The sequence below is a fragment of the Paenibacillus sp. FSL H3-0333 genome, assembly GCF_038002805.1.
GTDB classification, from domain to species: Bacteria; Bacillota; Bacilli; order Paenibacillales; family Paenibacillaceae; genus Paenibacillus_AQ; species Paenibacillus_AQ silagei.
In genome coordinates this window covers 6,838,601-6,855,425 of sequence record NZ_JBBODG010000001.1, presented here as the reverse complement: position 1 = coordinate 6,855,425, position 16,825 = coordinate 6,838,601, and the positions used below count along the sequence as shown (strand labels likewise).

Annotated in this window: 14 protein-coding genes; 11 read left to right on the top strand and 3 right to left on the bottom strand. The window is 57.8% G+C overall.

Annotated features, from left to right (window positions below):
- Positions 1–81 precede the first annotated feature (81 nt).
- Positions 82–888, bottom strand: a complete 807-nt coding sequence (locus MHH78_RS29915; RefSeq protein ID WP_341169810.1) for a Cof-type HAD-IIB family hydrolase — start codon at positions 886–888, stop codon at positions 82–84.
- 140 nt (positions 889–1,028) lie between these two features.
- Positions 1,029–1,940, bottom strand: coding sequence for a DMT family transporter (locus MHH78_RS29910; RefSeq protein ID WP_341169809.1), 912 nt, complete (start codon positions 1,938–1,940; stop codon positions 1,029–1,031).
- Positions 1,941–2,171: 231 nt separating this feature from the next.
- On the opposite strand from MHH78_RS29910, the gene MHH78_RS29905 reads away from it, so the two are divergent.
- Complete coding sequence (locus tag MHH78_RS29905; RefSeq protein ID WP_341169808.1) at positions 2,172–2,882, top strand: metal-dependent hydrolase; 711 nt, start codon at positions 2,172–2,174, stop codon at positions 2,880–2,882.
- A 107-nt stretch (positions 2,883–2,989) separates the two neighbouring features.
- On the opposite strand, the gene MHH78_RS29900 is transcribed toward MHH78_RS29905, so the two are convergent.
- Positions 2,990–3,994, bottom strand: coding sequence for a lipoate--protein ligase (locus tag MHH78_RS29900; RefSeq protein ID WP_341169807.1), 1,005 nt, complete (start codon positions 3,992–3,994; stop codon positions 2,990–2,992).
- Between the two features lie 745 nt (positions 3,995–4,739).
- Here MHH78_RS29900 and cobD point away from each other — a divergent pair.
- The 10 genes from cobD (at position 4,740) to cobS (ending at position 16,252) form a co-directional block, all read left to right on the top strand.
- A complete protein-coding gene (gene cobD, locus MHH78_RS29895; RefSeq protein ID WP_341169806.1) occupies positions 4,740–5,831 on the top strand; it encodes a threonine-phosphate decarboxylase CobD in 1,092 nt (363 codons plus the stop codon).
- 74 nt (positions 5,832–5,905) lie between these two features.
- Complete coding sequence (locus MHH78_RS29890; protein WP_341169805.1) at positions 5,906–6,817, top strand: adenosylcobinamide amidohydrolase; 912 nt, start codon at positions 5,906–5,908, stop codon at positions 6,815–6,817.
- A gap of 40 nt (positions 6,818–6,857) precedes the next feature.
- On the top strand, positions 6,858–7,823 hold the full coding sequence (cbiB, locus tag MHH78_RS29885) for an adenosylcobinamide-phosphate synthase CbiB (protein WP_341169804.1): 966 nt from the start codon (positions 6,858–6,860) through the stop codon (positions 7,821–7,823).
- Between the two features lie 95 nt (positions 7,824–7,918).
- Entirely contained in the window at positions 7,919–8,659 is a 741-nt protein-coding gene (locus MHH78_RS29880) for a histidine phosphatase family protein (RefSeq protein ID WP_341169803.1), read from the top strand.
- 510 nt (positions 8,660–9,169) lie between these two features.
- Positions 9,170–10,630: an aminotransferase-like domain-containing protein gene (locus tag MHH78_RS29875; protein WP_341169802.1), complete on the top strand. Its 1,461-nt coding sequence runs from the start codon at positions 9,170–9,172 to the stop codon at positions 10,628–10,630.
- A gap of 9 nt (positions 10,631–10,639) precedes the next feature.
- The gene (locus MHH78_RS29870; RefSeq protein ID WP_341169801.1) at positions 10,640–11,701 is read left to right on the top strand and encodes a D-alanine--D-alanine ligase; all 1,062 of its coding nucleotides are present in this window, start codon (positions 10,640–10,642) and stop codon (positions 11,699–11,701) included.
- Positions 11,698–12,954, top strand: a complete 1,257-nt coding sequence (locus MHH78_RS29865) for a pyridoxal phosphate-dependent aminotransferase (RefSeq protein WP_341169800.1) — start codon at positions 11,698–11,700, stop codon at positions 12,952–12,954. The genes MHH78_RS29870 and MHH78_RS29865 overlap by 4 nt, the downstream gene beginning before the upstream one ends.
- Positions 12,955–13,821: 867 nt before the next feature.
- Positions 13,822–14,883, top strand: a complete 1,062-nt coding sequence (cobT, locus tag MHH78_RS29860) for a nicotinate-nucleotide--dimethylbenzimidazole phosphoribosyltransferase (RefSeq protein ID WP_341169799.1) — start codon at positions 13,822–13,824, stop codon at positions 14,881–14,883.
- Positions 14,880–15,443, top strand: a complete 564-nt coding sequence (gene cobU / locus MHH78_RS29855; RefSeq protein ID WP_341169798.1) for a bifunctional adenosylcobinamide kinase/adenosylcobinamide-phosphate guanylyltransferase — start codon at positions 14,880–14,882, stop codon at positions 15,441–15,443. The genes cobT and cobU overlap by 4 nt, the downstream gene beginning before the upstream one ends.
- Positions 15,440–16,252, top strand: coding sequence for an adenosylcobinamide-GDP ribazoletransferase (cobS, locus tag MHH78_RS29850; protein WP_341169797.1), 813 nt, complete (start codon positions 15,440–15,442; stop codon positions 16,250–16,252). Before cobU ends, cobS begins: the two co-directional genes overlap by 4 nt.
- Positions 16,253–16,825 lie beyond the last annotated feature (573 nt).

Here is a 16,825-nt window from a genome sequence, read left to right as displayed (position 1 = left end):
AAGCGTCCGGAAGTCCAAATATTCACCGCAGTGACGACTAAGCTTTAAGTTAGTATCTTAAGTTCAGCTTATACACGCTGCTTATTCAGCAGTCTTCAGAATGAACTTATCAATGGCGTATTTCACGCCGTCCTCATTGTTGCTGAGGGTAACGAAATCGGCAATTTCCTTCAAGGCTGGAATGGCGTTCGCCATCGCGACACCGAGGCCGGCAGCTTCAAGCATCTCATGATCATTCCAGGAATCGCCTACAGCGATGGTCTCGGACAGGTCGCAGCCGAAATGCTTAGCCAGGAATTCAAGCGCCAGGCCTTTGGTGCCTTCATGGTGCATGATCTCCAGGAAATGCGGCTTGGACTTCGTAATATGAACCGAATCGCCGAGCAGGCTGCGCAGGATCGGGGACAATTCATCGAGGAAGTCCGGATCGTCGATAATGAGCATTTTTGGTGTTTTTTGCGGAACCAGCTTCGCTTCCCAATCCGGTTCGATATAGTACTGTGTCCCGTTCAGGGTGGAATAATCAATCAGCTTCTGGTTCTCTTCACGGGCATACAGCTTATCGTCGATATAAGTCTGCAGGTGCAGGTTATGCTCCACACAATACTGGAACAGCTTGCGCACCGCGTCCTGCGGCACATAACGCTCATAGAGCACTGCTTCATCGAGCAGATTCTTCACCAGTGCGCCCTGATAGGTAATGATCGGCACGTTCAGACCGGTCTGGCGGGCAATCGCCTGGGCAGAAGCATAAGCGCGTCCGGTAGCCAGAGTAACTACTACGCCAGCGGCTACAGCCTGCTCCAGCGCGGTTTGGGTGGCCGGGGTCACTTCCTTGTCGTCGTTAATCAGGGTATCGTCAATATCAATGGCAATCAATTTGTACATTTGGGTTCTCTCCTAAGCGTGGTTTATAGTCCGGCTATCCGCTGAAGCTTCTATAGGAAGGGTAACGGAAGAACGGCTCTTTGTCTGTAGTAATGGAACTTATTAACGTTAATCTGGTAAAAGGGTCCGCAGATTCCGGCTCAGCCCTCCGCCTGCGTTCCTGACGGCGCGGGGCTGAGCTCCGCCAGCAGCATAGCGGCCAGAATGCAGCCGCAGCCGAGCAGTGCGGATACGCCCAGCGTCTCTCCGCCGAAGAGCAGACCGGTGACGGCAGCGAACACCGGCTCCATGGCATAGATGATCGCCACCCGGGACGGGGTGGTGTACTTCTGGCAGGCCGTCTGAATCCAGAAGGCGAAGGCGCTAGTCGGGCCGATGGAGATCAGCATCGCAGAGAGCACCTCCGGCTGGCGGAGCAGCTCTCCGCTATGCAGCAGCGGGCCGCTTCCATCCACGAGCAGGGAGGCGGCGATGCTGAGCAGGCCTACGAAGCCAAGCTGAAGCGCCGCCAGCGGCAGGGCCGGATAACGCGGTGCGTATCTGCCGGTATACGCGATCTGCAGCGCAAAAGCCACGGCGCAGAGCAGAATCAGGCCATCGCCCTTATTCAGGGAGAAGGCAGAGCCGGTAAAGGTCAGCAGATACAAGCCCCCCGCTGCAAGCCCGGCGCTCAGCCAGGTATATCTGGAGATGGCCGTCTTCAGCAGTGCCAGAGACAGGAACGGGACCAGCACCACCGACAGCCCGGTGATAAATCCCGTGTTGGAGGTGGTGGTGTACAGCAGCCCGACGGTCTGGAAGCCGTAGCCGAGGAACAGGAATAGGCCCAGCAGCAGGGCGTGCATCACCATGCGTAAGCTCAGCTTACGCCAATCCTGGCGGTAGAAGACAGCGGTAATCAAGGCCAGCAGCACGGCGGCACCTGTAAACCGGATGCTGTTAAAAGCAAGCGGCGGCAGCACCCGCACGGCAGACTGCACGATCAGAAACGTGCATCCCCACATCATCGCCACCAGTAGCAGACTTAGATCGGCGATTCGGGAGCGATTCACAGGGTTCATCCTTTCAGGGCCAGTTGAGTTGTCCAAATTGTATCCTAAAACAGGGGGCAGGACAAGCCGAAACTGTGCGGCATCCTTGGCCCCACGGGCGTGAAGAGCCTGGAAACTACATATAAGCTGGACAAAAAAGGAAAGCCTTGGTATACTTCGGTAACCGCACACCTGTTCTTATTTCAAGACATCCAGAAGCATTTATACTTTCATCTAAGGAGCGGATTCACCATGATGGGCAAATCCCATTTAGCTATCAGCACCGGGGTTACCCTGTCCGCCATGAGCCTGCTAGGGCATGCTATTACCCTTCCGGCTGTTGCTGTCGCCGTCGTCAGCTCGCTGCTGCCCGATATCGACGAGCCGAATTCCATGCTGGTACGCAAGGCCGTGCCGGAGTTTTTGCTGCGTATTCTGCAGGTAGCGCTGATCGGAGCGGGCATTTATCTTTATTTTGCCGGGATAGCGGAGCCGCCCTGGAATATCGCACTGGCGCTGCTGGTGGGCAGCGTATCCTTCCTGCCCAGCCGCAGGCTGCGGCATCTGGTGATGCTGCTGATTGCGCTGGCCTTGTTTGCTTTTGCCGATGCCTATGATCCGTGGAACTATATCGCCGCCTGTGTGCTGGTCGTAGCTTCCATAGTTCCTCACCGGGGAATCACGCATACGCTGTATGCCGTTGCCGGATGGGGCGCGCTGCTGTACTTCGTCTCCCTTGACATGAATGACGGCGGCAGTCTGTGGATTGCCGGGAGCCTGTCCTACGGGCTGCATCTCCTCGCCGACTCCCTGACCCAGCGCGGGATCACCCCGCTGCCTCCGATTCCATTTAAGCTGCGGCTGAAGTTGATGAGCACCGGCACGAAGAAGGGCAACGCGGTGGAGAAAGTATGCGTGATGCTTACGCTGACGCTGGTGTTGTATGTGTTCGTGCTTGTATAGCAGCGAACCCGGCAAGCATACGAAGGCAAAGAACCCCACTAGCTCTGCGCAGGATGCGGCAGGTTAGCGGGGTTCTTTTAAAATATAAAATTCGACTTGCTATGAAGCTATTCCTCAAGAAACACAAGTCCGATGAAGTCCTCCGGCTCAATACGGCCGAAGTAATGCTTCAGATCGAGATCAGCCAGCGCCTGGCGGACCTCTGCTTCCTCATAACGCTTGCCGCGCAGCGCGTTCTCCACATCTGCCACATCGCCGACGCCGAAGAAGTCGCCGTAGATTTTAATCTCCCGGATGACCGAATCTTCAATATCCATACGGATATCCACGAGCCCTGCCGGGAATTTGCGGGTGTGCTTCACGTTGCTCTTAGGGGAAAGACCGTAGTTCCAGTCCCAATTCTGGTAATGCTCCTTGGAGATTTCATTGATCCGCACCCAGTCGTCCATGGTCAGCTTGTACTGCGGAACGTCAGCGGCCTCCATCCCGAAGATGGAACGCAGCAGCCCTTCGCGGAATTGTTCAATCGTCATGTCAGGATTGCCCAGCAGCTCCTTGATATTGGCGACCCGGCTGCGCACGGACTTGGTGCTCTTCGACTTGAACTTCTCGGGATTCACGTTCAGGGAAGCCTGGACATCATCCAGATTCAGATCGAACATCAGGGTGCCGTGGCTGAACATTCGTCCGCGGGTGGAGAACTGGGCGTTGCCGGAGATTTTCTGCTCCCCGACCTGAAGATCATTGCGTCCGCTCAGCTCGGCGTTCACGCCCATAGATTGCAGATAGTCGATGACCGGCTGGGTGAATTTCAGGAAATTATGGAAGGACTGGCCGTCATCCTTGGTAATGAAGCTGAAGTTGAGGTTGCCGAGATCATGATACACCGCGCCGCCGCCGGACAGCCGCCGCACGACCTGGATGTTATGCTCCTTCACGTACTCCTGGTTGATCTCCTCAATCGTATTCTGATGCTTGCCAATAATGATTGACGGGCTGTTGATATAGAAGAGCAGGTAGCTCTCGTCCATCGGCAGGTTTTTGAGCGCAAACTCCTCAATGGCGAGATTGATCGATGCGTCTGTAATTCCGGTATTATCGATAAAAAGCATTCGTGATTCCTCCGCGTGACCATAGTAAACTGCTGTACTTATTCTAAACTAAAAGAGAGATTTCTTCAAAAGAGGAGTGAGCGGCGGGAGAGGGGCGGGGGCTATTGGCGGGTAGGATGGGGAAATAAGATGAATTGGCGTGGGTGGCGGATTGAAACGGTTGACGGATGAGTGTCTGAGAATCATGAACAGGTGCGGCATGTATATAGCAGTTAAATGTATTTCGTGCAACTAAAGGATGGGAAATCAGCGGGTTTATCCGTTTAAATGCACTTTGTACAATTAAAAATAGGAGATGCGGCTATTATTTGAGATAGGGTTAGTTTTAGATGTACAAACTGCAATTAAAACGCACTCCGCTTGAATATCGGTCCCTTTAGTTGTACAAAGTGCAGTTAGAGTATTCGCAGTTCGCAGCGGCCGTCACAATAGCATCAGCCTTGAGATCAAGTCGGGGTTACGGGGCTATGCAGAAGGTTTACGGGTTCAAGGCAGGGTGCATAGGCGATATAGCATTGACGAATTTCCGGGAATTGGCCAATAATTGGGAGAATGGTAATAGAGCTTTTGGTTAGTGAAGTGAGACATACATAGAAGTAAATTACCTGATGGAGCACTGATAGATTATCAATAGTGGACAGGGAGGAAGTATGATGGGGAAGTATGGACACGGAGGATATTATGATGGGGAGATATGGACAAGGGGGATATATGATGGTGAAATATGGACAAGGGTGGTGTAGCTATGCTTGAAAAATACGGCCACGGCGGTGATCTGCTGACCGCCGCCGAGTTATACGGGGACAGCAGCGGCGGCTTCCTGGACTTCAGCGCCAATATTAATCCGCTGGGTCCGCCGCCGGGCGTGCTGGCGCTGCTCCGGGATGCGGGCGCAGCGGTCACCGCATACCCCGATCCGGGCCACCGCAGGCTCAAGGCGCTGCTGGCGGAGGAGCTGAGTCTCGGCACGGAGCGGATTACCGTGGCGAACGGGGCGGCAGAGTCGATGGCGCTGCTGCTGCTGGCGGTAGCCCCGCGCCGGGTGGGCATCGTGGAGCCGTGCTTCTCCGAGTACCGCCAGCTCGCGGAGCAGTTCGGCGCGGAGGTCTTGTCCGTTCAGGGGGCCAGCCGGATGGATTACCGGGCTGCCGTGGACAGCATCTCCGCCCTGCTGGAGCAGGTCGATCTGCTGTTCCTCGGCCAGCCGAATAATCCGAACGGCGTCCAGTATCCGCTGGACGAGCTGCGGCAGCTCGCGCAGCAGGCGGAGGCCTGCGGGACGGTGCTGGCGGTGGATGAAGCGTTCATCGACTTCATCCCGGAGGCGGACCGGCAATCCCTGCTGCCGGAGCTGGGAGCTTATCGTCATACGGTGCTGGTGCGCTCGATGACGAAGTTCTTTGCCATTCCGGGGCTGCGGCTGGGCTTCACTGCCGCGCATCCGGCGCTTGCCGCGGCGATGACTGGCAAGCAGGTGACCTGGAGCGTGAACGGCCTGGCGCTGCTGGCCGGGGAAGCTTGTCTGCGCTGCGGCGACGGCTACGGGCAGGAGACGCGCGCGCTGATCGCAGCCGAGCGGCAGCGGCTGCGGGAGGGCTTGCTTGAGCTCGGCTGCGGCGTGCCGCCGGGCGAAGCGAACTTCCTGCTGCTGCGGCTGCCCGCTCCGTGGAGCGCGCAGGAGATGCAGCAGCGCCTGGGTGCGCGCGGCATCCTCGTCCGCAGCTGCGCGATGTACCCCGGCCTTGAAGCCGGGCATATCCGCGTCGCGGTCAAGGGCTGCGTAGACAACGACCGTCTGCTGCGGCAGATGGGGGAGCTGCTGCGGGCGGGAATGTGAGCAAGAACGGCGGCAGTGCAGGCTGCGAGCGCGCGAAGAGGGCTAATCGGAGCGAACGGAGAGGAGCGAAGGATATGAAGGAAGCAAAGGAAGTGCAGGAAGCGAAGGTAGCGAAGGTAAAGCTGCCCTTTAAGGCCGAAGACGGGGAGAAGACGTACCGCAGTAAGGTGTGGCCCGGGCTGACGCTGGAATGGCGGGAGGGCCATCTGCTGGTGGAGTTTCCGGCTGAAGCGGATAGTATATCAAGTGCAGTATATGGTGGAGGCGCGGGGCGTCTGAAACGTGCGGTGAACCAATACGTCAGCCGGGACTACGAATGCAGCAATCCGGTGCAGGATCTGGAAAACAAGCTTCAGGAATGGGGCTACCCGCTGGAAGGCTGTGCGGGTCTGATGACAGCGGTTCCCCTGGAGCACGCCGCTGTTGCCGAGGAGGATACGGGATCAGCGGGCATATTCTGCTGCGTAACAGCGGCGGCGGGCAACGCGGCCCCGGCCGGGTCGGAGCGTAGTGTGCTTGCGGCCTACCGTCCGGGCACGATCAATATCATGCTCGGCATCGACGGCTGGCTGTCCCAGTCGGCCATGGTCAATGCTGTGATGACGGCCACGGAAGCGAAGGCTGCGGCGCTGGCAGACCTCGGAATCACGGATTCCGAGAATGGGCTTGGCGCAACGGGAACCACTACGGATGCCATTGTGATTGCGGTGAGCGGAAGCCGCCGCTATGCTGCGGAGCATGTGTATGCCGGAACGGCGACTGACCTCGGCGGAGCCATTGGCAGACTGGTGTACAGCGCGGTGACGGAGAGCCTGCGCTCAGTGAAGACAGCGCAATCCGAGAGCAGAGCAGAGGCGGAAGCATTGCAGGCTGTACACGGAGTAGAAGAGAAAGGACCGCAGGATGCACACGGAGTCGACGCGGAAGCGTCACAGGCACCACGTTCTGCGCTGCCCCGTGTCTCTCAGAGCGGCGGCCGGGAATGACGAATACGGACTGCTATACAGAGCGGAGGGGTGAGCCAAGGTGAAGCTTGCTATCATCCTGCTCTCTGCTTATATTGTGGACCGGGTGGTTGGTGATCCGCGCAGCCTGCCCCATCCGGTTATTTACATAGGGAAGGTCATTAGTGCTCTGGAGCGGGGGATTCGCCGCTTCGCCGCAGCTCCAAGTGCTCTGAAGCGTGCCGGTATTCTTCTTCCGCTGCTGGTGGCGGGCGGCGCTTGGGCGCTGACCGCGCTGCTTGTTATGCTGCTCGCCCGCCTGTCTCCCTGGCTTGCCGGGCTTGCCGAAGTCTGGCTGATCTCGACCACCATCGCCTCCAAGGGATTGAAGGATGCAGGCATGGCAGTATACACCGAGCTGCGTTCAGGAGATATTCCCGCCGCGCGCCGGGCGCTGGGGATGATCGTGGGCCGGGATACGGCTCATCTGGACAGCCCGGAGATTGTGCGCGGTACGGTGGAGACGGTTGCGGAGAATATCGTCGATGCGATCATTTCTCCGCTGTTCTTCGCCCTGCTGGGCGGGGCGCCGCTGGCTATGGCTTACCGTGCGGTGAACACGCTGGATTCCATGGTCGGCTACAAGAACGATAAATACCGCGACCTCGGCTGGGCATCGGCCCGCTTGGACGATGTCGCCAACTACATACCGGCGCGATTGACCGCACTGCTCTTAACCTTATGTGCTGCGCTCCTGCGGCTGGACTGCCGGAGATGCTGGCGCACCGTGCGCCGGGATGCCCGCCTTCATCCCAGTCCGAACAGCGGCTACCCGGAATCGGCAGTTGCCGGGGCCCTCGGCATCCGGCTGGGCGGCGAGAATGTATACCATGGAATCGTCTCCTTCCGCGCTTACATGGGTGATCCGCTGCGGACGATGGAGCCGGAGGATATTATTGTGACCTCGCGGATGATGATGTGGTCATCCGCAATATTTGTCTGCATCTGTGCAGCCGTTGCCCTGCTATGGCACGGGATCGGGGGCTGAGCGGGGTGAAAGCTGACCATTGCCAAGCAGAATGGAGTGGAGGTTCTCCTCGGGGGAATTCCAGCGCGCCAAGAAACCTGTTACAGCCAGTGCAAATGGAACTGGTGCTGCTGCGTCACGGCTATACGCAGTGGAACAAGGAGCGGCGCTATTTAGGCAGGACAGATCTCCCACTGCTACCGGGGGAAGCGCAGCGGCTTGCTGATCTTCGGTTGCAGCCAGCACTTAGCGGGGAATTTCAGCAAGTCTATTGCAGCGACCTGCTTCGGTGCCAAGAGACTCTAACAATCCTGGCTCCGCACCTGGAGCAGAAGGCGGTCTATGATTCCCGGATGCGGGAGATGGATTTCGGTGCCTGGGAAGGCTGCACCTATGAGCAGCTACAGGATAATGGACATTACCGCAACTGGATCGATCATCCCGAATCGGTAACGCCGCCGGAAGGGGAGTCATGGGAGGACTTCACGGGCCGGGTGGAGGCTGTCTGGGGTCAACTCCAGCGGGAAGCAGGGCTAGGAATTGAAGCAAGAGCAGAGACAGACGCAACAGGGTCTGTTGCTGCGCTGCCAGGTGCGGATTCGGCAAGCCAAGAAGAGTGCGTCCAAGGAAGAGATATGCCAAAGACCACAGTACGGGAGCTAGAGTCAACGCAGGCACCCGTGGTTTATCGTGTGCTATTGGTAACGCATGGAGGCGTCATCCGGCAACTGCTGGCGCGGTTCGTCGAAGGGCTGACCTTCTATACCGCAGCGGCACCGGCTCCAGGTGAAGTTACTGTATTGAACCTTAAGAGCGATACCGGAACTTGGAGCCGGATAGCACGCGAAGTACAGTGAGCATCCAGAAGGATCTTGCGATTATTTATGAGGTGATTGCACTTTATACATCAGAATCCGTGAAAAAGAACTTCAAATCACATTCTATTGTATTTCCTGCAGTAGAATCTTGGAGATCGGCCCAATTCGAGTGGAAATCCTAAATTCTAGTGTACAAAGTGCAATAGTACATGAGAAAAGGATAACTTTACACTAATTCAACTGTATAAAATGCAATAGATCATCCAGGGGAACCTCGAAAGGGAGTTGAGAGGAATTCTGGTAGTCCGAACACGAAATGGGAGTCCATATCACGTTTGCCTATTATCTCCCAGCCCCGGCTGGTACTCTTCAGCGCCACATTACTCCCAGCCCTGGCAAGTACTCCTCAGAGCCACGTTACTCCCGTCCCGCTTGCATCCCCGGCCTACCCGGTCACCCACAGAACCACGCCCGGAAGAAAATCCCGGGGCGGTGGTTCTTTTTTTACGGCACCGACTGTGCCATGATAGCTATGGAGGCGATCGCAGGATGTTTAAGGATTTCAAGCTCATTGCCGGGCGTCCGGTATCGATCCAGGTGAAGGATTACATGAAGCATCTCATCATCAAAAGCGCGCTCCAAGGCGGGCAGAAGCTGCCCTCGACACGTGAGCTGAGCACCTTGCTGAAGGTCAGCCGGAACTCGGTAATCTCCGCTTATGAAGGTCTGGAAGACGATGGCTTCGCCTATACCGTACAGGGCCAGGGCAGTTATGTCGCACAAGGCGCGGCAGCGCAGAACGGAGCGGAAGCCGCCCCGTGGACGCTGGACTGGACAGAGCGGCTCAGCAGCCAGGCGCTGCTCGCAGAGGAGCTGGATATTATGAAGCGGGGGATACGCGCGGAGAAGGGCACGATTTCTTTTACCAGCATTGCCCCGGATGAGCATCTCTTCGATCTGGACCATGTGCGTAGAGCGTTCCTGGAGCGTATGTCCGTAGAGGGCAACGTTCTGCTGAATTATGGATATGCCAAAGGCTATAAGCCGTTAATAGACTATCTCAAACAATATATGGAGCATAAAGGCGTAGATCTGCGCGGCAAGGATCTGCTGATTACGAACGGGTTCACGGAGGGCTTCGACCTGGTGCTGTCGGCTCTCGGCAAGCGTCATGGCACAGTGGTCTGCGAGAATCCGACGCATCATACAGCGATCAAGAATCTGAAGCTGCACGGCTTCGGAATTCACGGGGTCAAGATGGAGCGGGACGGCATCCACCTCGGGGAGCTGAAGCAGGCGCTGGAGGCGCGGCCATACGACTGTGCTTATCTGGTTCCCTCCTACCATAATCCCACCGGCATCGTCATGTCCCCTGAGAAAAGACAAAGGCTAATGAAGCTGATGCAGGACTACAACGTGCCGGTGATTGAGGATGGGTTCAACGAGGAACTGCGGTATTCCGGCGCCCATGTGGCTCCGTTAATTGCGGCGGCGGGCGGCGGGAACGGCGTGGTGTATCTCGGCAGCTTTTCCAAAGTCCTGTTCCCCGGGCTGCGGGTGGGGTGGGTGCTGGCGGATGAGAAGCTGATCTATTATCTGGAGAGTGTGAAGCGGGCGCGGACCATTCATACCTCGACGCTCGACCAGTCCATTCTGTATCAATACCTGCTGGGCGGCAACCTGGAGAAGTATCTCAAAAAAGCCCGGCTGGAGTATAAACGCAAATACGAGCTGACTCTGGCCTGCTGTAAGGAGCATATTCCATATGCCTCCTTGTCGGGTGATGGCGGGCTGCATCTGTTCGTAACGTTCGCGGAAGGCTTCAGCACAAGGGAATTGCTGGCGGCTTGTCATGCGCGGGGGGTTATTTTTACGGCGGGAGACATCTTCTTCACAGACGGTGCAGGACAGAATACGTTGCGGTTGGGATTCTCCAGAGTGGCGGATGAGGATATCGTAAGGGGTATTGCAATCATCGGGAAGACAGCACGGCAAATCATGGGAGAATGAGGTGCGGATATGCTAAGAGTAGGTGTGATTATGGGCGGGGTGTCGTCCGAATATGAGGTGTCGCTGAAGACCGGCAGGGAGATGCTGAAGGCGCTTGATCCGGCAAAATACACAGCGGTTCCGGTACACATTACCTCGCGCAAAGAGCTGTTGGAAGGGGCAGCGGAACTGGACTTCGCTCTGCTCGCCCTGCATGGGGCCTACGGGGAAGATGGTACGGTGCAGGGAGCCCTGGAGACGCTCGGAATCCCGTATTCCGGTAGCGGGGTGCTCGCAAGCAGCTTATGTATGGATAAAGGGCTGGCCAAGACGGTCATCCGCAGCAAAAGCATCTCCACACCCGATTGGCTGTGCTGGGACAGCATGGACGAATATGCCCCGGAAGCCGTGCAGCGGCTCGGTTATCCGGTGATGGTGAAGCCAAATTCCGGCGGGTCCAGCATCGGCATGACCAAGGTGAATCATCCGCAGGAGCTGGCGGGCGCGGTAGAGAAAGCTTTTGCCTGCGCCGAAGAAGGCTCTGTGCTCATTGAACACTATATCCCGGGACAGGAGATTACCTGCTCCATCCTGGGGGGAGAAATGCTGCCGGTCATCGGCATTCAATCGCTGGGTGCGGACTGGTTCGATTATGAGGCCAAATACGAGCAGGGCGGCGCGGAGGAGCGGATCATCCGGCTGCCGGATGCGTTGCAGGAACAGGTGCAGACGGCGGCGTTAACCAGCTATCGGGCGCTCAAATGCGCAGTGTATGCACGGGTGGATATGCTGTTGAAGGATGGCATCCCTTATGTGCTGGAGGTGAATACCCTGCCCGGAATGACGGCAACCAGTCTGTTGCCCCAGAGTGCAGAGGCAGCCGGGATGGACTTCAGCAGCCTGTTGGATGAGATTATTACCAGATCACTGCGGGAGCGCGGGGGGCTGCAAGGTGCATCTGGAGAGGGAGTGCGGATGGCTATGGATGCTGGAATGAAGCAGAAGGGGCAGGTTAAGGAGGCGCAGCAAGCCGATCATACCCATCAACCCCCTCAAGCGCAGACTGTAGAATATGGAGGTGTCAGGCTATGAACACGGTGAGAAGGGACAATGCCGTCCTGCCTGCGGCTAGAAGCAACAGCCCTCAGCACAGTCTTATCATTAATCCGCGGTTACAAGAGATTCCGCCTTCGGGCATCCGGGCTTTTTTTGATCTGGCTGCGGGTAACAACGATATTATATCGCTGGGAGTAGGCGAGCCGGACTTCGCAACACCCGCACAGGTTAGAGCTGCCTGCATTCGCGCGCTGGATCGCGGGGAGACGGGGTACACCTCTAACAGCGGACTGCCGGAGCTGCGGGAGGAGATTGCGGGCTATATGCAGACCGGCTTCGGATTGCGATACGATCCTGCGGATGAGATCTTGGTAACGGTGGGCAGCAGTGAAGCGGTGGATCTGGCGCTGCGGGCCTTCATGGCTCCCGGGGATGAGATTCTGATTCCTTCTCCGGGTTATGTTGCTTACGCGCCTATTGCCTACCTGAACGGCGGGACGCTGGCACCGGTGGAGACAACGGCGGAGGAAGGGTTTAAGCTCACTGCCGAAGCGCTGCGTAAGGCGGTAACGCCGCGTACGAAGCTGCTGATGGTGAATTTTCCAAGCAATCCTACGGGGGCGGTTATGACTTACGAGGACTGGCTGCCGGTGGCTGAAGTGGTGAAGGAGCTGGGCCTGATCGTCATTTCCGATGAGATCTATGCCGAACTGACCTACGACAGCAAGCATGTGAGCATCGCTTCCCTGCCCGGGATGCAGGAGCGGACGGTGGTGATCAGCGGGTTCTCGAAGGCTTTTGCCATGACGGGCTGGCGGGTGGGCTATGCCTGCGGGAACCGTGAGCTGCTCTCGGCCATGCTGAAGATTCATCAATACACCGCCATGTGCGCCCCTGTACCGGGACAGATTGCTGCTGCCGAAGCCCTGCGCAGTGCGTTGCCGGATATGGAACGGATGAAGGCATGCTTCAAAGAACGACGCTCGCTGCTGGTGGAGGGCCTGCGGTCTGCCGGATTGTCCTGCCATATGCCGCAGGGGGCCTTCTATGCCTTCGCTTCGATCGGCCGCACCGGGCTCGGGTCAGAAGAGTTCGCCATGCGCCTGCTTCAGGAAGCAGGGGTTGCCGTGGTGCCGGGCCATGTGTTCGGGGCTGGCGGGGAAGGCTATATCCGCATCTCCTACGCCGCTTCTACGGCGAAGCTGACGGAAGCGCTGGAACGGCTGGAAGATTTCATGAAGGTGACCAGGCTGCATAGTATTGCAGGTAAAAATGTAATTGTAAGATGATTTCATATCACCTATAATCCTTAAAGGAAGAAATAGGGATATTGTAACAGCATTCCGGCCCGCCGCCGGATCAGGAAGCCCCCTTCTTCATTTGGAGGGGGGCTTTTGGGCTTGTATTGGGGGAAGGCTGGGGGGGCCAGTGGGAGCTGGATGGTGCTGGAAGTTGTCGGGCGGAGAGATGCTTGGCAGGTAACTAGGTAATTATGGCGGGATGTAAGCTGGCAGGAGAGAGCAAAGTAGGCGGGGGGAGCAAAGATAGGGAGAAATCCCTTTGATTGTGGTGGAAAGTAGGCTGGTGAAGGAGATGGGAGGAGGAAATCCCTTTGATCCTACAGTGCTGAGGTGCACAAGTGCACCTGATTTCGGCGGATGGAGGCTCGACAGTCGAATGAGGGGTATTAGTGCACCTGATTTCAGTGAAATGGAGCCAGGCGATCGAATGAGGGGTATAAGTGCACCTGATTTCGGCGAAATGGAGGCTCGACAGTCGAATGAGGGGTATTAGTGCACCTGATTTCTGCGAAATGGGGCTAGGCGGTCAAATGAGGGGTATTAGTGCACTTGATTTTAGCTAACTTGACCTGCCACACGCCGCACCACTCAACCACCCCGCACACCCGCACCTTGTATACTTGCACATCGCATACTTACACACTGCACCACCTCCATGGCAGCAATTGGACTAAATTTCTCCTTCTCATACAGACTTAGCCCCTTCTGTTCACTAACGAGCAGCATGGCCTGCAATACTTGCGAATTTAAACTTCAATGACTTTTACACAACTTCAACGTAACCTGATCAGCAGACACAGATGTATTCTTGCAGCGGGAGCCCGCTTCCGCACTATCTAATAGGAGGCATTATTAATGATCTCAGCCATTCAAGAAGTAACCGGACGGATCGCCCCGCCTGACGAAAAAGCTACACTGCGCGCAGTGCTCCGCCTGAACAGTCTGACCAAGCCGCCCGGAAGCCTCGGGCGGCTGGAGGCGCTGGCTGTCCGGCTGGCCGGAATCTCCAAAGTAGAGCAGCCCTGTTACAGCAAACGAACGGTAGTGGTTATGGCCGCAGACCATGGGGTCTGCTGTGAAGGCGTCAGTGCTTTTCCGCAGGAGGTCACCATGCAGATGGCCTATAACTTCCTCAGCGGCGGGGCGGCTGTGAATGTGCTGGCCCGCCAGGGCGGTGCTGAGGTACAGTTCGTGGACATCGGGATCAACGGCGATATCGAGCACCCGCAGCTGATTAACCGTAAGGTCCGCCGGGGCACAGACAATATGGCAGCAGGTCCGGCGATGAGCCGGGATGATGCACTGCGCGCGATTCTGGCCGGAGTGCATGTGGCGCAGGAGGCGGTGAAGAACGGAACGGAGATTTTCATTACCGGAGAGATGGGCATCGGGAATACGACAGCCAGTGCGGCGGTCTTGTGCGCACTCGAAGGCATTCCGGCAGAGACGGCGGCTGGGCGGGGGACAGGCATTAACGATGAGCGGCTCCAGCACAAAATCTCGGTAATTGAACGTGCCCTCGAGGTGAATAACCCTGACCCCGCAGATCCAGTTGATGTGCTCGCCAAGGTCGGGGGGCTTGAGATTGCCGGGCTGGCCGGGCTGATTCTCGGAGCGGCGTCCCTGCGGATTCCGGTTATTCTGGACGGCTTCATCTCCGGGGCGGCAGCCTTGATCGCCCGGGCACTGGCGCCGGAATCCACAGCGTATATGATCGCTTCCCATGTCTCTGGTGAGCAGGGGCATAAGCTGATGCTGGACCGCCTCGGTCTGGAAGCGCTGATTGATATGGGCCTGCGGCTGGGAGAAGGCACTGGGGGTGCGCTGTGTTTGCATTTCATCGAAGCGGTCTGCCGGATTATGCGTGAGATGGCAACCTTCGAGAGTGCGGGCGTCTCCGGATCGGAGAGCGTATGAGCATTCTGGTCACGGGAGGGGCACGCAGCGGCAAAAGCGGCTTCGCCGAGCGTCTGACCCGCAAGCTGGCTGACTCGCGGCAGGCGGTCTATGTGGCAACCGGACAGGCTTTTGATACGGAGATGGAAGCGCGGATTGCGTTGCACCGGCAGCAGCGGCAGGCGGACGCGGAAGGCTTCCAGTGGGAGACACTGGAGGAGCCGCTTAAGCTCGCAGCGCTGCTGGAGCAGCTCTCCGGCAGCAGCCAGATTGTGCTGGTGGACTGCCTGACGCTTTGGCTGTCGAATCAACTGCTGGCTGTGGAGGAGCGAAGTGACAGGCAGGAATTAGCAGAGGCTGCAATTGCCGAACTGGAGCAGGTCGTCTCCGGCTTCGAGGGAACGCTGATCCTCGTTACCAATGAGGTCGGCGGCGGCATTGTGCCGGAGTATCCGCTGGGCCGGTTGTACCGTGATTTGGCCGGAAGGATGAACGCCCGGCTTGCTGCCCGGTGCGGGCAGGTATTTCTTGTTACCGCCGGAATCCCGGTTGAGCTGAGAAGCCGGGAGTATCTTCTGTGAGTGCGCGGGGGAGCGCCGCAGCCGCGTTTCAGTTCCTGACGCGGTTTCCGGTTAGAAGCAGCGGGGAGTTCTCGCCGGAGCTGCTGCGCGCGAGCGTGGTCTATTATCCGCTCGTCGGGGCAGCCATCGGCCTTAGCACGGCACTCGGTGCCGCAGCGGCAGGCTGGCTGCTGCCGGCTTGGCCTGCCGCTGTCGTCACCCTCATCCTGTGGGTGGGGCTGACCGGCGGGCTGCATTTGGACGGCTGGATGGACAGCGCCGATGCGCTGCTCAGCTACCGCTCCAGGGAGCGGATGCTGGAGATCATGAAGGACAGCCGTGTTGGCGCTATGGGCGTGCTGGCCTGCGTGCTGCTCCTGCTGCTGAAGGCCTCGCTGCTGGCGGCATGGCTCGAAGGCGGCAGCTTCAGCCTGCTGCCGCTGCTCCTGCTGCCGCCGGTCTGGGGCCGCTGGTACATGGTGCGGGCGATGGCCCGCTATCCCCTGGCCCGCGGCAATGAAGGGCTGGCCGCCACCTTCGGCGGGCTGCCTGCCCGGCAGGAGCGGCGCGCGGGCCTGAGCGCCGCACTGCTGACGCTGGCCGCTGCCGCTGCGCCTCTGGCGCTGGGCGCGGGCAGCGGGGCCTGGCCGCTGCTTGCGGCTGCGGCCATCCTGGCGCCGCTGGCGGCTGCAGTCTGCGGCCGGCTCGCGGCGCGGCGGATTGGCAGCCGGCTCGGCGGGCTCACCGGCGACGTCTACGGCGCGCTGGGCGAGCTGCTTGAGACGGTGGTCCTGCTTGTGCTGGTGCTGGTCCAGCACAACTTACCTTAGCGGGCTGCGCGGCAACTCCCCGCGTCCCTCTGAATGATGCGCCGTGCCTACGCAGCATTTATGCATCGCTTCGCGCCGCGCCCGTAGCGAACAATCAGAGATAAATGGATTCTGTGCAACTAAAAACAGTGAAACGGCAGGCTGTCTTCTTCTAACTGTAGTCTATACAACTAAATTTGCCTGAATGGGCGAAAATCCAGATATAGAGGCGGTTTAATTGCACGAAATGCAGCTAACCGGAGATTCGGCGGCAGACAAGGCGATTTAGTTGTACAAATTGCAATTCCGCCACCCCTTGCATCCCTAACCGGGGCACGGCGAATTCTCAGCCAGCGATAAGTTAAAGCGGTGGTCACAATTATAGATCTGATGATTAATAATGCATAATCAGATTTACACTTGCGGGTGGGCATGATGAACCCTAAAAGGACTAAATGTGAAATCATTGGGCCAATGTATGCCAAAAACAGCATACAATTTGCAGGTTTGGAGTGTTTGTGGCTCGAATGTATGTTGAATACAGCATACAATTTGCAGGTTGGGGTGTTTGTGGCTCGAATGTATGCTGAAAAC